The sequence below is a fragment of the Argonema antarcticum A004/B2 genome (assembly GCF_023333585.1).
Lineage (GTDB): Bacteria > Cyanobacteriota > Cyanobacteriia > Cyanobacteriales > Aerosakkonemataceae > Argonema > Argonema antarcticum.
The window spans coordinates 25,045-44,573 of record NZ_JAIQZN010000048.1 but is presented as its reverse complement, the minus strand read 5'-3'; the positions used below and the strand labels follow the sequence as shown (position 1 = coordinate 44,573).

Genomic DNA, 19,529 nt, shown 5'->3' with positions numbered 1-19,529 from the left:
GGTGGCAAAACAATGACTCTAGTCAGTATTACGGGATATAAAGTTAGTGAAGAACTATACAATGGTTCTCGCACTGTGGTTTATCGTGCAGTTCGAGAAATTGATCAAAAACCTGTAGTGATGAAACTGCTGAAAAATCTTTATCCCAGTTTCTCGGAATTAGTACAGTTTCGCAATCAGTATACCATTGCCAAAAATCTCAACTCACCCCTGATCGTTCAAACCTATAGTCTAGAACCTTACCAAAATAGCTATACGTTGGTAATGGAAGACTTTGGAGGGATTTCTCTAAAAGAATATTTGACCTATGACCAGACGCGATATATCGCCTCTCTAGATGATTTTTTGCCAATCGCGATCGCACTTTGCGATGCCCTAGATATTCTTTATCAGGAGCGGATTATTCATAAAGATATCAAACCCAGTAATATCTTAATTAATCCCGAAACCAAACAAGTTAAATTAATTGACTTTAGTATTGCATCACTTCTACCACGAGAAAAGCAAACCCTTGTTAACCCCAATGTGTTGGAAGGAACACTAGCTTATATATCTCCTGAACAGACAGGGAGAATGAATCGGGGGATTGATTATCGCACAGATTTTTATTCCTTGGGTGTAACTTTTTATGAATTACTCACGGGTGAGTTACCATTTCAATCAAATTATCCAATGCAATTGGTACATTCTCATCTTGCGAAAACAGCACCTTTAGTACATAAAATTAATCCACAGATTCCGGCAATTCTCTCAGAAATTGTCAGTAAACTGATGATGAAAAATGCTGAAGATAGATATCAGAGTGCATTAGGATTGAAGTTTGATTTAGAAAATTGTTTCATTCAATTTCAAGAAACTGGTGAAATTCAAAGCTTTGAAATTGCTACTAGGGATGTGTGCGATCGCTTCATCATCCCTGATAAACTTTATGGCAGAGAAACCGAAGTATCAACCCTACTGCAAGCATTTGAGCGAGTTAGCCTTGGTGCAACAGAAATGATGCTGGTAGCTGGGTTTTCTGGAATTGGAAAAACCGCAGTTGTTAATGAAGTTCATAAACCCATTGTGCGGCAACGGGGCTATTTTATTAAAGGAAAATACGATCAATTTAATCGGAATATTCCTTTCTCAGCCTTTGTCCAAGCCTTCCGGGATTTGATGGAGCAATTATTAAGCGAAAGTGATGTTCAACTAGAGGAGTGGAAAAATAAAATATTAGAGGCTGTTGGCGACAATGGAAAAGTAATTATTGATGTTATTCCCGAATTAGAGAAAATTATTGGCGCACAACCACCAGCAGCAGAATTATCAGGAACAGCAGCGCAAAATCGTTTTAATTTATTGTTTCAAAAATTTACCCAAGTCTTTACAACTAAAGAACATCCCTTAGTGATGTTTCTCGATGATTTGCAATGGGCTGATTCTGCATCGTTAAAGTTAATGCAGCTATTAATGGCTGATACCGGGCATCTTTTCATTATTGGTGCCTATCGTGATAACGAAGTCAATCCTGGACATTCATTATTATTGACCTTGAGTGAAATCCAAAAGGCACAAGCAACAATTAACACGATTACCTTAGCACCATTAAGTAAGGTGCAAGTCAATAAGTTAATTGCTGATACACTCAAATGCAGTAATATTTTGGCATCATCTCTAGCAGAATTAGTATATCAAAAAACCCAAGGAAACCCATTTTTTGCCACACAGTTTATCAAGGCGTTGCATCAAGATAAATTAATCACATTTGACTTTGAATTAACTTGTTGGCAGTGTGACATTATCCAGATAAGAACTCTAGCATTAACAGATGATGTGATCGCTTTTATGAGTTTACAACTGCAAAAACTACCACGATCAACTCAGCAGGTGTTGCAGTTAGCAGCTTGTATCGGTAATCAATTTGATTTAGGAACTTTGGCAATTGTTTCGTCACAATCGGAAATTGAAACAGCAGCTTGTTTATGGAAAGCATTACAAGAAGGCTTGATTTTACCAATTGGCGATGTTTATAAGTTTTATGTTGGACAAGAAACTCTTGTAGATATATCGGAAAGTCAACTGATTGTTACATACAAATTTTTACACGATCGCATTCAACAAGCTGCCTATTCCCTGATTCCTGACGACCAAAAACAAACGACTCATTACCAAATCGGACAACTGCTGCTGCAACAGATTTCCGCACAAGTAAGAGAAGACCGTGTTTTTGAAATAGTCAATCAATTAAATTACGGAACTGCGTTAATTACCGAACAAACAGAACGAGAAGAATTAGCAAGACTCAATCTGATTGCCTGTCGCAAAGCCAAAAGTGCCACCGCCTATCAAGCGGCTCGTGAATATGCCGCAGTCGGATTGTCTATGTTGGGAGAAAATGCTTGGCAACAGAAGTATGAAATGACGCTATCATTCCATAACGATGCGGCGGAATTAGCAATGCTATGCGGTGACTTTGATGCGATGGAACAGTGGATTGAGACAGTCATTGCCCAGGCACACTCTTTAACCGAAAAGGTCAGTGTTTACCAATTTAGCATTCAAGCCAAGACCACCCAGAGTAAATTAACCGAAGCCATTGCGACCGGCACCCAGATCCTGCAACAGTTGGGCGTAACAATTCCAGAAACACCAACACTAAGCGATATTCAACAGTCAATCCAAGAGATTAGCGACCTGATTGGCGACAGGAAAATTGAAGATTTTGTTCACCTTCCTGTAATGACAGATGCCAACACCATTGCAATTGTCCAGATTGCCAGCAGCATCCTGATAGCAGCTTACACCTGTGGCTCTCTCTTATTTTCATTACTGGTTTCCTTGTCAGTCAAATTATCTTTGCGGCATGGAAACATCGCTATTTTTGCTTCTAACTATACTTACTATAGCTTGATTGTCTGTAATCTCTTGCAAGATGTAGATTTAGCCGTACAGTTTAGTGAGTTGGCATTGAATGTCGTCTCAAAACTCGATGCTAAAGCAACTAAACCTGAAGTGTTAGTGGTACTGGGAGCGTTTATCTTACACCGCAAAGCTCACATCAAAGAAACGTTACCAATCTTGAGCGAGAGCTACACGACTGCCTTAGAAGTCGGCAACCTGCAATTCGTCGGACATAGTGGCCAGAATTTCTGTATGAATGCTTTTTGGTGCGGTCAGCCCCTTATCACCTTAGAGCAGGATACGCGCACCTATTACAATGGCTTGGTGCAACTTAACCAATTGACAACCGCCAATTACTGCCGGATACATTGGCAATCTATTTTGAATTTACTGGGTCTTGCAGAACATCCCACCATTTTGTCTGGAGGGGCTCTCCAAGAGGCAGAATTTCTACCCTTGTTGCGATCTGCAAACGATCTGTTTGGGTTGTATATCTTCTATTTGTATAAGCTGACCCTTTGCTTTTTGTTTGGGGAAGTTGACCGAGCTAACAAATATGCAGTTGAGGGCAGAAACTATTTAATGGCAGCTACGGGAACAGTCGGCGAACCTGCATTTTATCTCTACGATTCTTTGAGTGTCATAACACAATTGAGTCAAATGTCAGGCGAGGTATCAACCGCATTAGAAAGGGTGGCAAAAAACCAAACTCAGTTGCAGCACTGGGCGCACTATGCACCGATGAATCATCAGCATAAGTTCGATTTGGTGGAAGCAGAAAAATGTCGAGTCTTAGGACAAAAAGCCGAAGCTATAGAGCTATACGATCGGGCAATATCTGGAGCTAAAGCTAATGAATATATCCAAGAAGAAGCACTTGCCAATGAACTAGCCGCTAAATTTTATCTCCACTGGGGTAAAGAGCAATTTGCTCAAGTTCACATCACAAATGCTTACTACTGCTACGCTCGTTGGGGTGCAAAAGCCAAAGTCGCAGACTTGGAAAAACGCTATCCCCAATTACTTGCCCCCATATTACAGCAAACCCGTTCTCCCCTTTCCACCCAGGAAACCATCTTCACATTAGCAACTGTCACATCCATCAGTTCGGCTACTTCTAGTACCAGTGTTTCAGACACCCTAGATTTAAAAGCGATTTTGAAAGCTTCCCAAGCTATCTCCAGCGAAATCGAACTCGAAAAACTACTTTCAGCGTTGCTTTCCATCATCATCGAAAATGCAGGAGCCGATAAATGCGTGTTAATGCTGTTGCGAGACGATTCGCTACGCGACACGAAAGGTGAACGCTTGTTCATTAAAGGGTCAATTAGCGTGGGAACGGAGGCAGTTGTGTTGCAACGCCTTCGAGTTGAGGAGAGTCAGGACATTCCCCTGAAGCTGATTTACAAAGTCAAGCACAACAGGCAAACTGCTGTAATAGTTGATGCCAGTGCCGATCTAACTTTAGCCAATGACCCGTATATCATACGCCAGCAGCCTAAAAGTATTTTATGTAGCCCGATTTTGCATCAAGGGAAATTGATGGGCATTTTATATCTAGAAAATAATTTAGCAACGGGGGCATTTACAAGCGATCGCGTCGAACTGCTCAACTTACTTTGCGCTCAAGCTGCTATTTCCCTAGAAAATGCTCGACTTTATGAGCAGTCGCAAACATATTCTCAGCAGCTAGAGCAAGCATTGCATGATTTACAGCAAACCCAATTGCAAATGATTCAAAGCGAAAAGATGTCGGCTTTGGGAAACTTAGTTGCTGGTGTTGCTCATGAAATTAATAACCCCGTAGGCTTTATTGCTGGCAATTTGAATGAAGCCAAACGCACGGTTCAAGACTTAACGGAACATCTAGATTTGTATCGCACTCAAGCACCTGCTGCCAATATTGCCGACCATGCCGAAGATATCGATCTCGACTATATCATCGAAGATTTGCCCAAAATGATTGACTCGATGCAATTGGGATGCGATCGCATCAAAAGTATCAGCACTTCACTCCGCACCTTTTCTCGCGCTGACAAAGACTACAAAGTACCCTTCAACATCCACGAGGGGATAGATAGCACGATCTTAATTCTCAAATATCGATTGAAAGTTTCGGATGAACGACCCGCCATTGAAGTAGTCAAAGACTACGGAAATATTCCAGCGATCGAATGTTTCCCCGGACAGCTTAACCAGGTGTTTATGAATATTCTGGCTAATGCGATCGATGCACTGGAAGAATCAAATACAAATCGCAGCTTTGCAGAAATTAAGGCGAATCCTAACTGCATTAAAATTACCACTTCGGTCGAAGATCGCAGCGTGAAAATTACCATTGCTGATAATGGTATGGGGATGACTGAATCAGTCAAACAAAAGATATTTGACCATTTATTTACTACGAAAGCTGTGGGGAAAGGGACGGGATTGGGATTAGCGATCGCGCGTCAAATTGTAGTAGAAAAACATGGTGGGACAATTGAGGTAAATTCCGTACTCGGACAAGGAACTGAATTTGCGATCGCGTTACCTGCCAACAGATAGAGCAAAGTCAGTTGAGACTTGGTTAAAGTGATGGCAAATCTAAAATCATATAGCTAGGGACTAGGGGCTAGGGGCTAGGGGCTAGGGAAGAGGGAAAAGCTTACGACTATCAGGGATTATGAACCAGAGGTAAGAGTTGGAGTTGCCCTAACCGACGAGAGCGGTTGCTATAATAAAAGAAATTTGCCATCATTTTACTCTGCTGCGCTCAACGACTCCACAAATCGATGCTAATAGCAACCATCCGAATGTATTGATCCGTAAATCAAATAGCGTTACATCTACAGTGTTAAATAAAGTACAACCTAAAAAGGCAACTATAAAACTAAATAATATTAATCTATCTTGACTATTTCCAGGCCAATCGCGCAGTAACAAAATGCTTTGTGCAATTACCCAACCGACTAAACTAAAAAACAGCATTGCTATAGGAATGCCGATTTCGGCTGTTAGCATCAAGAACAAACTATGGGGATGACCTAACCAGACGGGCGTTTCTGGTGTAGAATATTTAGCTATATAAAGGGGGGTGAAATTGCGTAATCCCCAACCTGTCCAAGGGCGCTGTTCGGTCATCCACAAAGCGAAGTTCCACTGGGTTGTTCGCAGATAAGGTAAAGGTCGATCGGGAAAGTTTTGATCTGTGAGTCGCGCCCAAAAGAAAGCGGGGACTATTTTTCGCAGTAATTGATTTATTGGTGATGGGGCATAAGCGGCGGTGAGAACAATACCAGCTATTCCTGCAACGGCGGCTACCAGCCAACGCCAGCCAAGGTATACTGCAAAAGCAAGACAGGCGAGGGGTGCTAGAGCCCAAGCATTGCGAGAATTGGTGAGGATGAGTGCGATCGCATTCCCGATCGTCACAACGCTCAAAAACCCTATTCGCGAGTTAAGCGGAAAAGGAAACAAATATTTACTTTTGCCTTTTACCTTTTGCCTTTTTACTTCTTCAATCAACAATCCCAGGGCTAGAATAAAAACGATCGTGAGATAAGCGGCGAGGATATTGGCGTACATGAAGACTGACGCCATTCTACCTGGGGGATTGCCAGTGGGTGCGATCGCATAACCTACAATATTTTCTAATAAACTTGGACTACCCCAACCTAAAAATAACTGCCAATAGCCCAGAATTACTATTGGCAGAGAAGGTAAAACCAAAATCCAAGCTATCCGCCGCAGTTGAGTCGGTGTCTGTATTAATTCGCTCAACGATACAAACAGCAGAAAAAACGGTAAAAAATTAGCCAAACCCAAGAAAGCTTCAGGGCGATTAAAGGCTAAGCTAGCTGAAAAGACGAGCAAAACGCTTAAAACAGCCATTCCCCAGTTAAGTGGGCGTTTGATAATCGTGTTGAACTTTTGCTTTCCGGTTCCCAATATTGCCAAAGCTAGAGGTACTGCGCCCAAAGCTGGAAATAAGGGAAAAATCAGCAATCCTAGCTGGGCGAAATTCCAGCATAACTCCAAACTAGGATCGAGAATAGATTTTAGATTTTCGATTTTGAATTTTGGTTTCATCTTCAATTCTTCAATCTCAAATCTAAAATTTTTATGCTATTTGCCAACATTCTGTGCGAGTGAGACGAATTTGTGCAAGAGCGAATATAGTAGGAATGATGCGGGCGTAGTTGGTTGCGATCGCTCTCCAACCCAGATCCGCAAAAAACCAAGTCCACAGCGCTGGGCCTAAAAAAGCAAACACACCGCGAACAGCGCTATAACGCGCAGCACTCAAAGCCATCCCGCGTTCGGCAGTCTGAAGCATTGCATAGCTTTGGAACTTCGTCACAGCCGCTAAACCCCCAGAAACCGCCGCTTCCCTGGCAATTTGATATCTGGCAAAATGAAGCGCAAACTGATGGGCGATTTGTTGGAGTACCATCGGTTTTACAATAGAACTGACTGCAAAAGCGCTTCCACCCTTGACAAGCCAACCCAAAGGATCGCGCTGTACGGAAAGTGGAAGAGGTTCAGAAAGCTTAGTTTCAGCAAGCGACTCCTGCACTCGTATAGTCAAAGCATCTCGATCTGCGGTTGGTAATTGTTTCCACGCCCGCTTCAGCAGATGGAGAAATATCTCTGCTTCTATATCTGTAGTGGAAAGCTTGTTTGAGAAGCGAATTTTGAGATAACGACAAACCTGAATCAAAGTTTGGCGGTAACTCACTTCCTGGGTGCGTCCCCGCAATACCGTCAAGCCATCCGCCGCCAAGAAGCGAAATCTATCCTCTAGGATATCCAGCCAAGCTTCGCGATCGTGGCTTTGTACCTCTATAGGATCGAGTGTGCCAACATAGTCTAGGGGATTAAACCTACGACAGAACAGAATTGCCGTTAGTTGTTGCAATTCTTCTTCTGTTGCCAATTCTAGCGCCGATCTCAGCTCATCCAAAGTGGAACCCTCCCAGACCCCAGATTCGTTGCTGTCCATTATTCTACTTCTATTGTCTCAATGCGGGAGGTAAAGTCGTGTTTGATGTTGCCGTTATTGGTGCTGGCGTAGCTGGATTGACTGTGGCTCAACAGTTGCAGCAAGCTGGATACACTGTGGTGGTGGTGGATAAATCCCGTGGTGTGGGAGGACGTGCGGCGACAAGGCGGTTACAGGGTACTCGTGCAGATCATGGGTTGCGCTATCTAGAACCGAATGGGGAGATGTCCGAGCAGCTGGTGAAGGTGTTATGCGATCGCCATATTCTCCAATTATGGACTGATATAGATTACTCCTCACCATCCAAAATTCCCCGTTATGTGGCGTCAGAGGGGATGAGTGCGATCGCGAAATTCCTTGCTACTGGTTTAGAGATTAAGCTAAATCAGCGAGTACAAGCAATTACCGTCACGGATGATAAAATTTGGCATCTGGGTTTTGAGGCTGCTGAAAATATAACCGCCAAAGCAGTAGTGGTGGCAATTCCCGCGCCCCAAGCTTTAATGTTACTGGAGCCATTAGCTGAGAGTATTTTACCAGCGGAGTTTGTGGATAAATTGCGATCGGTCGAATTTGACCCCTGTTTGGCGGTAATGGCCGGTTATCCCGCCCAAGCAGAGCTAAATTTAGATTGGAATTCTGTTGTTTTTTCGGATAATTCCGATCTAGCTTGGATCGGTTTGGATAGCAGCAAGCGCCCAAATCCCGAATTTCCGGTTTTTGCGATCCACAGCAGTGCCGAATTTGCCAAAAATTATCTAGATACAGAAGATTTAAACCCCGCTGCACAACATCTATTAGCGACGGCGGCGACAGAATTAAACCTATCTTGGTTTGATGCGCCAGAATGGTATCAGATTCACAGGTGGCGCTATGCGTTTCCCAGTTATTTTTTACAGTCAGCTTTTCTTGATGCCCTGACAAGTTTACCTTTAATCTGTTGTGGCGATTGGTGCGGCGGAAACTTGGTAGAAAGTGCTTTAAATTCTGGATTAGCTGCTGCTGAACAAATTAATCGGCAGCTTGGGAATTTATCTCTGCCTGGAGCAACTTTTTTTGATACTCTTTAATAGAGTAGAGATATTTTTTTACCACCAGGGTTCGCAGAGTACAGAAGACGATGAATATTAGTATTATTGGCGATAAGTTGATTCTTGAGTTGGAATGGTACGAACAACTGTGGGCATTTACGCTGAACAAAACCTTTGAAATTGCGATCGATCGCATCGAACGAGCCACATCCGAAGAACCGCAAAGTAATTGGGCAGAAATTCGCGCACCCGGAACTTTTCTGCCCGGAGTGATTAAAGCCGGAACTTACTACACCCAAAGGGGTAAAGAATTTTGGTATGTCACAAAAGACCGAGATTATTTGACTCTCGAAGTAAAAGATGAACCGTTCAAAAGAATTATCATCACAATTGATAATAGCGAACAATGGGTAGAACGAATTACAGCTTTGCTTCGTTAAGCCAACGATAAAGTCTTTAATCAAAGCAGGAGAGAATTAATGTCTTACAGCAACTTTACTCTAAGTTCTGTTATCAAACAATTTAGCCTAACTCTGAAAGACAAAAATGATTTGTTTGTTGATGTGGGCGAAGTCAACCCCAGCGAATATTTAGAATTTACCCTGAAATACAATCTTCCATTAGCTGGCGAGATTAATACAGAAAAAGCACGCTCAGAAATGATTATTGTGCCAATTTTACTGGAGTTAAGGCGACAATTAAACGATCGCATTAGTTTATTTTCAGGCAGAGATTTTAATGTAGATCTCGCACAGGGATTGAATGGAACGTGCGATTTTCTGATCGGTATTTCCGAATCCCAACTTGTGATAATAGCTCCAGTCGTAGCTATTGTAGAAGCTAAAAAAGAAGACATTATCAGCGGTTTGGGACAGTGCGTGGCAGAAATGGTAGCAGCACAGTTATTTAACGAACTGGAGGGAAATCAAGTTCAAACAATTTATGGAGTTGTAACATCAGGAACTGCCTGGAGATTTTTGAAACTAGAGGGAAAGATTATTTCTGTTGATGTTGTTGAATATTATATTAGTAATGTAGCCAAAATTTTAGGGATTTTCATCAATATTCTTGCCCAGAATGGAATTTTATAAATAGAGCGCCAGTCCATTAATCGCTGTTGACAAAAGCAACATGGTGCTTAAAATTTAGTGATGCTTTGTTATAGCAACCGCCAGGGCGATTAAGCCAACTCCAACTGTTACATGAAGTCCATAATCCCTTACGGAGTAACCTCTTCCCTCTTCCCTCTTCCCTCTTCCCTAGCCCCTAGCCCCTAGCCCCTAGTCCCTAGCTATAAAAAATAGGTTAATAAAACAGAAACCGGGTTTCTCGAAGAAACCCGGTTTCTTTAGCGCAACAATTCTTCTAACTTTTGTAGATTCCAAAGTGTCTGGTATAAACCCGGTTGTTGCACCAATTCGGCGTGAGTACCAGTTTGGACGATCGCACCTTTATCCATGACTAAGATGCGATCGCAACTTGCAGCAGCAGACATCTGGTGAGAGATGAAAACAACTGTTTTTCGCTCACCAGTTGACAAATTTTCCAAAATAGCAGTAGCCGTTTGATTATCGACGCTGGAAAGAGCATCATCTAAAATCAATACTGGCGCATCCACAAGCAAGGCACGGGAAAGCGCTGTACGCTGTCGCTGTCCGCCAGAAAGAGTAATGCCGCGTTCTCCGACAATTGTTTGGTATTGTTGGGGAAAATTGAGAATTTCTGGATGAATTTGCGCTTGTTTAGCGGCGTATTCTACCTGTGGTTGTTCGGCTGCCGGATCGCCGTAGCGGATGTTATTTTGGATAGTGGTGCTGAAGAGAAAACTTTCTTGGGGGACATAAGCGATCGCACCCCGCAAATCAGCCAATTGCAACTTAGTGATATCATTGCCATCCAGAAACAAAGTATCGGCAGAAATATCTAAAAGACGAGGTAAAGCATTAGCAAGCGTTGATTTTCCAGAACCGATCGGCCCCACAACCGCCACAGTTTCCCCAGGCTCAATAGTAAAACTAACATCCTTTAAAGCCGGAGTATTGGCACCAGGATAAGTGTAACTCAAACCGCGAGCTTGAACCTTACCTTTTACCTGTTTTTCTGGTAAAGCGATCGCATTGGTTTGGTCTTTAATTTTCGCTTCAACTGTGAGAATTGATTCAACGCGATCGATACTAACTTCTCCCCGTTGATAAGTAGTAATAGTAAAACCCAATAGTGCAGTTGGAAAAACCAAGCGTTCCACATAAAGGATTAAAGCCATAAAATTACCAACCGAGAGATTACCTTTGGCAATCTCTCCAACCCCAAGCCACAGCAGCACCAGCAAACTAATATAAGACATCCCTTCCACAAGTGGAAACAAGGTTGTCCGCGTTTTAGCCAGCTGGAGATTTGCCTGCAAAAGTCGATCGTTTAACTGACGAAAAGCACGACGTTCGTTTTCTTCCTGAGCGTATATTTTGATTAACGAAATCCCGCTCATATCTTCTTGAATCAAATCGCTGATGTTAGATAACTCCTCCTGCACAGCCATCTGTTGCGTGCGTAACTTATCGCTAAAAAGTTGCACCAGCAGCAACATGAATGGGTAGACTGCAAGCGCTTGTAAACTCAGCGGCACATTAATCGATAGCATCACCGGCAAAGTGAGTGCATAAGCAAATACCGTATTTGCCAAACTCAATACAGCGAATCCCAGCAGCCGTCGAATATTTTCCACATCGCTGGTAGCGCGGTTAATTAAATCTCCCGATGTGTTGGTGGAAAAATAAGAAGGTTCCACCTTCAGTAGATGTTGAAAAATCTTTTGTTTGAGGTCAAACTCTACTTGACGACCGACGCCAAATAGCAAAATGCGCGATACCACGCGAATCACCCACATCACAGTAGCCAGCACCAGGATCAGCACTACAAAGTGCAAAATCTCATCGAAGCTGAATGTAATGTTGAGTTTGTCAATAGTATCGCGAATCAGCAGCGGGATATAAACTCCCACTGCGTTGACAACAAGTAGAGCTAGAACGCCCAAGCTTACTTGTTTCCAGTGGGGACGCAAGTATGCAACTAATTTTCGCAGTCGTGATTGAGCCATGTGGATAGTAAGTCAAAAGAAAATTAGTCAGTGGTCAGTGGTCAGTTGTCAGTGGTCAGTTGTCAGTTGTCAGTGGTCAGTTGTCAGTTGTCAGTTGTCAGTGGTCAGTGGTCAGTGGTCAGTGGTCAGTGGTCAGTTGTCAGTGGTCAGTTGTCAGTTGTCAGTGGTCAGTTGTCAGTTGTCAGTTGTCAGTTGTCAGTGGTCAGTGGTCAGTTGTCAGTTGTCAGTTGTCATTAGACATCTCCAAAAAAGAATGTGGAGACGTTGTATGCAACGAAATACGAGGGTTACAGGTAACGCATCTTTAATTTCTGGAGAGGTCTATTTAACATCCTACATCCTTGAGTTGGGGGACAGGTTGGACAGTGGGAGCCAGCCAGCCGCGCAAGAAGTAGTAAACGGATGTCCAAAATTCGTTGATGACGCGGGTGCTGATCAGGAGCGCTTCAGCACTGGGTATAAGGTCTGAAATTCTAGTTTTGCGGGCGTTACGGACGGAAATGCTCAAGGTGTCGCAAGCGCCTTTTTGGGAGGTTCTGACTTGAACTTTAGGAGTTGAATCAGCCTGTAAACTGTAGAAACCGGCGGGACTGGGAATAGTCTCAATTCCTAACTGGGCAAATGTCTGTCTGGCGCGTTGCATATTCAAGGCGGAGGTGACAAGGATAACGCGCTTGCTGATTTTATATTGTTTTTTGATGGCTTCTGCACTGCTGCGGATATCCACGCCAGTGCGTTCGCGCAGGATGTCTTCTGAGGGGATATCTAAACTTTCTAGGGTGGCGGCAATTTTGTCTGCTTCGGGGGGATTGGATTTGCTGTAAGACTCGAAACCCACTTTAGGGCCAGCACTTACAATTATCTTGGGAGAATCTTCCCGATCTAAATATAACTGCCGTTCGTATTCTCGGACGGTTTGGAGGATGCGATCGCTCGGATCGTTGAGCTGCAACTGATTGGGAGCCAACAGACTCAGCTGAGTGGCTGAATGCGCTAATAATACGATCGCTCCTACAGTTTCGTGACGTCCCAAAGCTGCTTGATATGCTGCGATCGCCTCTTGTTGCGTCCGCTGCGCCAGTAAGTTAGCCACCAGCGGTAGACTGAAGATTGTCAAAATCAGAAATGCTGCCCAAATTTGGTTAATTCCCTTGGGGCTGATAATTCTTTCTTTTTCTCTTTTCTTAATTTCTCCTAATCCAAAAAACAACAACAAAATCGCCAACCCCAACGGCTTAAGCGGGAAGGTGAGAATGCTGCCAAATGTTGTCACAGCCGGAGTATGTGGCGTTATAAACGACAGAATTAGGAATAAGAGAATGAGGATTAACCCAAACCAGGCAAGATAGTCTCTGGGTTTGGCATCATTCCCAGTCCCTTTCACCAGTGCCTGCCAAACAATAACGCCGATCAGCACTATCAGCATAATCTGCGTTAGCGTTGAAAACATGACCGCACTTCCTCACAAATAGGTAATTGTCATTCGTCATCAGTCATTAGTCATAGATCGTTAGCAAATGACTAATGACTCATGACTGATGACTGAGTTATCGATTTTTCAGCTGGCGTCGAATGGCGTCAGTAACTGTTTGAATCACCTTAACACGGGCATAGTACTTATCATTAGCGGCGATCGCAGTCCAAGGAGCGGTGGGGGTGCTGGTACGGCCAATTGTTTGATTTACCGCCACTTCATATAAAGGCCACTTTTCTCGATTGCGCCAATCTTCGGCTGTGAGTTTATATCCCTTAAACAGGTCATTCTCGCGTTCCTGAAACCGTTCTAGCTGTTTTTCGGGGCTGATGTGGAGCCAAAACTTGACCAAAACGTAGCCATCGCCAGTCAGTTGGGCTTCAAACTCGTTGATTTCCTGATAAGCGCGACGCCATTCGGTTTCTGTGGCAAAGTCTTCGACTCGTTCGACCAATACTCGACCGTACCAACTGCGATCGAAAATGCCAAATGTGCCCGGAGTTGGTAATTTTCGCCAGAATCGCCACAGGTAATGGTGGGCTTTCTCTTCATCTGTAGGTGCGGCAAAGGCATTAACCTTGTAACTGCGGGGGTCGAGAATGTCGGTGAGGCGTTTGATTGCCCCACCTTTACCGGCGGCATCCCAGCCTTCAAACAAAATCAGAACAGGGATTTGATGTTTGTGGATGCCTAGCTGTAGTTTGCGTAGCCGGATCTGTTCGTGGCGTAATTGTTGTTTATATTCTTCATGAGATAGGCTCAGATTTAGATCTACTTGAGCCAAGAAATCCGGTTCGGATGGGTTGAGGTGGTCTTGGGGGGGTAAAGTTGGTGCTGGTGTGCGATAGTGAAGTCGATCGAGTGCTTCTTGAATTGAGCTTGCGAGTTGAGTGAGGACTTTGACTTGCGCCCACCGCTGACAGTCCCCTTCGACTAATGTCCAGGGGGCAGGCCCGGTGCTGGTGTAAACGAGCATTTCTTCGGCATGGGCGACATATTTATCGTAATTTTTGTGTTGCTGCCAATCTTCGGGGCGTACCCGCCAGGAGTCTAAGGGGTCATCTGCGTATTTTTTGAGCCGCTTCTTCAATTCCTTTTCGCTTAGATGAATCCAAAATTTGGCTACAGCAACGCCATCATCCACCATTTGCCGCTCAAAGGCATTGATGTGCTGCATCACCATCGGCACTTGCGCTTCGTTTACCCGTTCAAACAGGCGGTCTTCTAAGACGTGGATATACCAGCTGTGATAGAAAAACCCGATGCTGCCACGGGCTGGTAGTTGCTGCCAAAATCGCCACAAAAATGGGTATTGTTGTTCTTCCGGGCTGGGCGGCCAAATTGGGTGGACTGCAAACCCACGGGGGTCCATGTATCCCACCATTTTCTTGACTAAGGCACCTTTGCCCGCCGCTGCCCAGCCTTCCAGCACGACAATTACGGGCAATTTTTTTTCCCAGCAAGCTTTTTGGAGCGATCGCAGAGTCTGCATCAAGGGTTCAATCTGCGATTTGTAGGCCGCTTTATCAAGGCAAAGATCTAGATCGAGGTTATTCAGCATAGGGCTAAGGAAGTCAAAAGTCAAAAGTCAAAAGTCAAAAGAAAGGGGCATTCCCAATCCCCAGTCGCGTAACTCCTAATTATACAAATCACAAAGTTGACTGTAAGTAATGAGTAGAAACTTGGAAAATTTTATTTCCGTGAAAATACGGGGGGAATATATAGCCTTTCTTAAGATTACTTGACAAATCAACTTTTTTCTTAAATCTTTCTGAAGCGTCGCCAGAGTAATATCCTAATGGGTTGTTAGAGTCAATGCGTGGATTGCTTTGCAATGCCGATGTCAATAGCTCTAGGCTTAAACTATTTCTAGGAACTATGGTCTCTATCTTGCGGGAAATTTTTTAATTATAGAACGGTAGGAATGGGAGTTATCACAATATGGAACGTAGCTTCTTACTCAGGCTTTATGAAATGGGAGAAAGAGATTTCACCGGAGTCGATCTGCGGGGTGCAGACCTGAGTGGTGTTACCTTGATTGAGGTAAACTTATCGGGAGCGAATCTCACAGGAGCGAACCTCAGCAGAGCTTTTCTGACAAAATCAAACTTGAGTGGAGCTTTTCTAAACTGGGCGAATCTGACTTTTGTTAAAATCAGCGAAGGTTATATGGCAGATGCAGACTTGACTAAAGCTGAGATGAGCGGTGCCTTCATGGTGAAGTCTAACCTAAGTAGGGCTAAACTAAGTGGGGCTAATCTTACGGGAGTCAATCTCAGAGGAGCTAACCTAGAAGGGGCTAATCTCTGCGGAGGAAATTTAAAAAATATCAATCTGCGGGGGGCTAACCTCATGGGAGCCAACCTCAACTGGGCGAAACTGTCTGGTGCTAGACTAAGCGGGGCAGCACTGTATGGAGCCTTTTTACACGGTGTCAACCTTACTGGAGCGTTTCTGAATGGTGTTGACCTGAGTGGAGTCGATCTTGATGGCGCGAATCTCAGTGAGGCAAAGTTGAGTGGGGCGAAATTGTCAGCAGCGAATTTGACAGGTAATTTCGCTGAAATTCACAGATATCAGTATATTTGATTCGACTAGATGATATTTTTGTCCGATCGCAACAGGGGCAAAATTTCAGATGAAGGAAAAGGAGAAGATTTTGGTTAATGCTAAGCGCCTTGTGGAGGTAATCCTTCACAGAAGCAAGCTACGCGCTAGTGTGCCGAGTTGATTACCAAATCTAAAATCTGAAAGAAGGCAATTTGCAATCAGTTTACTATTAGCCCTGCTCCCAGGATCTGCCTGGGAGCGATTTTTCCTGATTTAACAAGCGCCTGTCCTCCCAAGAACCACTTGGATCGTTTTTAGGATCAAAGTGATGTCATACAAAGGAGTCCAGACATTTTGGTAGCGCAGGTCTAGAAGAACGATGTCTTCAAAATCTTTTACCGAAGAACGACCGTTAACCTGCCATTCACCTGTCAAACCGGGCTTAACATTTAATCTGCGCCAATGATGGTCGTTGTAGTGAGCGACTTCATCAACTGTGGGTGGTCTAGTCCCAACCAAGCTCATCTCCCCTACCAAAACGTTCCAAAATTGGGGCAGTTCATCTAGGCTCGTTTTGCGTAAGAAACGCCCGACTCTAGTGACACGCGGATCGTTTTCGTTCTTAAAGATTAGTCCTTTAGCTTCGTTCTTAATTTGGGATTTGAGGGCGTCGGCATTTGTGACCATCGATCGAAACTTGCGAATTTTAAAGCGTTGGCCCTGGAGTCCGCAGCGCTCTTGGCTGTAAAGTATCGGGCCAGGATTATCAAGTTTGATTGCGATCGCGATTGGTACAAAAGCCACTGCCAGAATCAGTAACCCTACTATACTGCCCACTATGTCCAGCAAACGCTTAAGAGTTGAGCTAGTCGAAGGGTGATGCACCGAAAAGGATCGAGACCTGGATCTTACTGAAGGAACAACTATTGGCGATAGTGCTGGATGGGTCATCATAACGGATACCTAAATAACGCAACCGTAAAACTACTTAGATTTGATTCAAATCATATAGTCATGGTTCCAGAAGTGGTACTCTTGTGAGGCTTAATTTGCTAAATCTTCATCGATTAGGCCGATTCCGATAGGTTATGTAAAGTTACGGTGAAGTTTTTGCTGAAAATATGGAACTCTACGTAGGGAGGGAGGTAAATTACCTGGGTACATTTACCGACAGAGTGCTTCTTGAGTGCTGAGAGACGTATAAAATTAGGTATCACCAGATACATTTTTCTGAGCTTTTTGGCCCGATCGCAATTAAGTTAAAACTGGAAGCAGAACGAAATCTGACTGTGTGATTAGGTTAGCCTGTACTCCAGACAAAGTTACCAACTGTTGACCGCTGCTTTTGACACTAATTAAAGTGGCATTGTTAATTTGATTAATACTTAATTGCTCAAAAGTCAAGCCACTCGCCAAACCAAGTAAATCTTTCATATCTTCAAAATCAATAACTGTATCCACTCCCAAAACATTTTGGAGGGCGAACAAATCGCTTCCGCTACCGCCCCTCAGCACATCGTTACCCAAATCCCCAATCAGAAAATCATTCCCAGCGCCACCTAGCAGCGTATCGTCGTCTTTACCGCCGACGAGGGTATCGTCTCCCTCATCACCCCAAATTTTATCCCGATTTTCGTTGCCAAACAGCAAGTCATTCCCTTCACCGCCACAGATGCAATCGCGATCGCCATTCGGATCTGTGCTACCATTACCCCCGTAAATAGTATCGTTCCCTTCTCCCCCGCAGATACTATCGTTGCCTTTATCGCCGAACAGCATATCGTCGCCAACATTACCGACAACAATATCGTTATCCCTACCGCCGCGCACAGTATCGTTACCGTCATCGCCGAATAGCGTATCGTTACCGGCGTTCCCATTCAGCACATCATCGCCAGTACCGCCGTATAGTAAATCGTGTCCGTTGACATCGCCGCTGTCGCTTTCGGAATTGCCGCCAAATAGAGTATCGTTTCCTTTATCTCCAGCAAGGGTATCGTCGCCAAAATCGCCCCAGATTAGGTCATTTTCACCACCGCCACGGGCCAAATCGTTACCTTGACCGCCTCGAACTGTATCATTACCTGTATTACCGTTGAGAACGTCATCGCCTAAGTTACCGTTGAGAACGTCGTCGCCTTCGTTACTGGAAATCCAATCGCGTCCGCTCCCACCAAATGCGGTATCATTACCGGCATGACCGTAGAGATTATCATTACCTGCTTCACCCAATAACAAGTCATCGCCCTCAAATCCATTTAGTGCTTCGCTGATATTGCTGCCAGTTAGGGTATCGTTATTTACAGTGCCATTGCTAGTGCTGCTGACTGTATTGGGTAAGACTTGCGATCGATTCGGCCCTCCTTCACCCGTCAGCGTATCTAGATTCGGATAAACGATTTGTTCGCAGAAGCAATCTTCTTCTTCTTCTGTATCGTCGTTGCTAATAATACCAGTGCTTTGTTTGGCATTTAAGTTGAGGGTGGCATTGGTTGCACTTATCAAGTTAACGGTAAAAGTTTCATCTATCTCTGGGATGATATCGCTAATAACGTTAACGGTGATGGATTTGCTGGTGTCGCCGGGATTAAATGCGATCGCACCGTCATTATCAATATAATCGCTACCAGCAGTAGCCGTACCGTTGTCGGTGGTGTAGGCGACGGTGACGGGAACGATGCTGGGATTGGAAAGGTTGACGGTGAAGGTGTAAGGAATTATACCGCTGTTTCCTTCAGTTTGTGCGATCGTGATGGGACTTATGCTAACGTTAGTGCGATCGTTATCGGTATTTGTAACATTGATATCGACGGGATTGATGTTGTTGTAATTATTGTCGGTACTGGTAGCGGCGGCGGTAATAATTTGATAAGCTTTATCGCCATCAACTATATTCTCGTCAATTCCGGTAATCGTGACAGTTTGTGCGGTATTCCAATTTCCAGCAGTGAAGGTAAGGGATGATTTATCGATTGTTCCTTCCACCGTATTGCTGCTAGTTAATCCCAGAGTAACATCCCCAGTTGGTTGACTATTCAGTTTGACGGTAAAGTTAGCATTTGTTCCGTTTTCTCCCGTTGTTAAGTTGGTGGGAGTAATGGTAAATCCGGGACTATCGTTATCGGTGATATTGGCGGTGATATCTGAAATTGCAATGCTGTTATAATTGCTGTCGCTGCTGGTAGCTGTATGGGAAATCGTACCGCTGTGATTTCCTTCTGCAACGCTATCGTTTGTGGCGGTAACGGTGATGGTTTGCGCGATATTCCAGTTCGCTGATGTGAAGGTGACAGGAGTTGGAGAAGTTCCGGTTTGCGTACCGTTGTTGATGGCAATTGTTACATCGGAAGTCGGTTGGGAAGTGAGGACAATTTCGTAGGTATCTGTCGCGCCGCCTTCGGTGATATTTGTGCTACCGCCAGATTGGGTAATGATGACTCCGGTGTTGTCGTTGTCGCTGATATTGGCGGTGATATCTGAAATCGCAATTGCGTTATAATTGCTGTCGCTACT

The 19,529-nt window shown here is 44.1% G+C and carries 12 protein-coding genes and 1 pseudogene; 6 read left to right on the top strand and 7 right to left on the bottom strand.

Translation table 11 applies throughout. The annotated features are described in order from the left end of the window. Window positions 1–12 precede the first annotated feature (12 nt). Entirely contained in the window at window positions 13–5,430 is a 5,418-nt protein-coding gene (locus tag LAY57_RS19930) for a trifunctional serine/threonine-protein kinase/ATP-binding protein/sensor histidine kinase (RefSeq protein WP_249068565.1), read from the top strand. Between the two features lie 189 nt (window positions 5,431–5,619). Here LAY57_RS19930 and LAY57_RS19925 read toward each other — a convergent pair whose 3' ends face one another. Both LAY57_RS19925 and LAY57_RS19920 read right to left on the bottom strand, forming a co-directional pair. Continuing rightward, window positions 5,620–6,954, bottom strand: coding sequence for an O-antigen ligase family protein (locus tag LAY57_RS19925; RefSeq protein ID WP_249068564.1), 1,335 nt, complete (start codon window positions 6,952–6,954; stop codon window positions 5,620–5,622). A gap of 31 nt (window positions 6,955–6,985) precedes the next feature. Beyond that, on the bottom strand, window positions 6,986–7,828 hold the full coding sequence (locus LAY57_RS19920; RefSeq protein ID WP_249068578.1) for a YaaW family protein: 843 nt from the start codon (window positions 7,826–7,828) through the stop codon (window positions 6,986–6,988). 77 nt (window positions 7,829–7,905) lie between these two features. On the opposite strand from LAY57_RS19920, the gene LAY57_RS19915 reads away from it, so the two are divergent. The 3 genes from LAY57_RS19915 to LAY57_RS19905 are packed head-to-tail and all read left to right on the top strand — an operon-like array spanning window position 7,906 to window position 9,989. Continuing rightward, window positions 7,906–8,937 (top strand): NAD(P)/FAD-dependent oxidoreductase, encoded by a 1,032-nt coding sequence (locus tag LAY57_RS19915; protein ID WP_249068562.1) that lies wholly within the window; start codon window positions 7,906–7,908, stop codon window positions 8,935–8,937. 50 nt (window positions 8,938–8,987) lie between these two features. Then, window positions 8,988–9,338, top strand: coding sequence for a hypothetical protein (locus tag LAY57_RS19910; RefSeq protein WP_249068560.1), 351 nt, complete (start codon window positions 8,988–8,990; stop codon window positions 9,336–9,338). Window positions 9,339–9,377: 39 nt separating this feature from the next. Then, the gene (locus LAY57_RS19905) at window positions 9,378–9,989 is read left to right on the top strand and encodes a hypothetical protein (protein ID WP_249068559.1); all 612 of its coding nucleotides are present in this window, start codon (window positions 9,378–9,380) and stop codon (window positions 9,987–9,989) included. Between the two features lie 257 nt (window positions 9,990–10,246). Here the strand turns inward: LAY57_RS19905 and LAY57_RS19900 are convergent, their stop codons facing one another. Continuing rightward, window positions 10,247–11,992, bottom strand: coding sequence for an ABC transporter ATP-binding protein (locus tag LAY57_RS19900; RefSeq protein WP_249068558.1), 1,746 nt, complete (start codon window positions 11,990–11,992; stop codon window positions 10,247–10,249). 30 nt (window positions 11,993–12,022) lie between these two features. Between LAY57_RS19900 and LAY57_RS19895 the strand changes: the two genes are divergently transcribed. Continuing rightward, on the top strand, window positions 12,023–12,229 hold the full coding sequence (locus LAY57_RS19895; protein ID WP_338022451.1) for a hypothetical protein: 207 nt from the start codon (window positions 12,023–12,025) through the stop codon (window positions 12,227–12,229). A gap of 88 nt (window positions 12,230–12,317) precedes the next feature. On the opposite strand, the gene LAY57_RS19890 is transcribed toward LAY57_RS19895, so the two are convergent. Further along, the gene (locus LAY57_RS19890; protein ID WP_249068555.1) at window positions 12,318–13,442 is read right to left on the bottom strand and encodes a YdcF family protein; all 1,125 of its coding nucleotides are present in this window, start codon (window positions 13,440–13,442) and stop codon (window positions 12,318–12,320) included. A 97-nt stretch (window positions 13,443–13,539) separates the two neighbouring features. Continuing rightward, the gene (gene pap, locus LAY57_RS19885; protein WP_249068577.1) at window positions 13,540–15,027 is read right to left on the bottom strand and encodes a polyphosphate:AMP phosphotransferase; all 1,488 of its coding nucleotides are present in this window, start codon (window positions 15,025–15,027) and stop codon (window positions 13,540–13,542) included. A gap of 380 nt (window positions 15,028–15,407) precedes the next feature. Between pap and LAY57_RS19880 the strand changes: the two are divergent. Continuing rightward, a pseudogene (locus tag LAY57_RS19880) lies at window positions 15,408–16,019 on the top strand (pentapeptide repeat-containing protein); the annotation flags it as partial. A gap of 270 nt (window positions 16,020–16,289) precedes the next feature. On the opposite strand, the gene LAY57_RS19875 reads toward LAY57_RS19880, so the two are convergent. Both LAY57_RS19875 and LAY57_RS19870 read right to left on the bottom strand, forming a co-directional pair. Then, on the bottom strand, window positions 16,290–16,901 hold the full coding sequence (locus LAY57_RS19875; RefSeq protein ID WP_338022453.1) for a sugar transferase: 612 nt from the start codon (window positions 16,899–16,901) through the stop codon (window positions 16,290–16,292). 369 nt (window positions 16,902–17,270) lie between these two features. After that, window positions 17,271–19,529: Calx-beta domain-containing protein (locus tag LAY57_RS19870; protein ID WP_275994216.1), on the bottom strand; the 2,259-nt coding region annotated here is incomplete at its 5' end.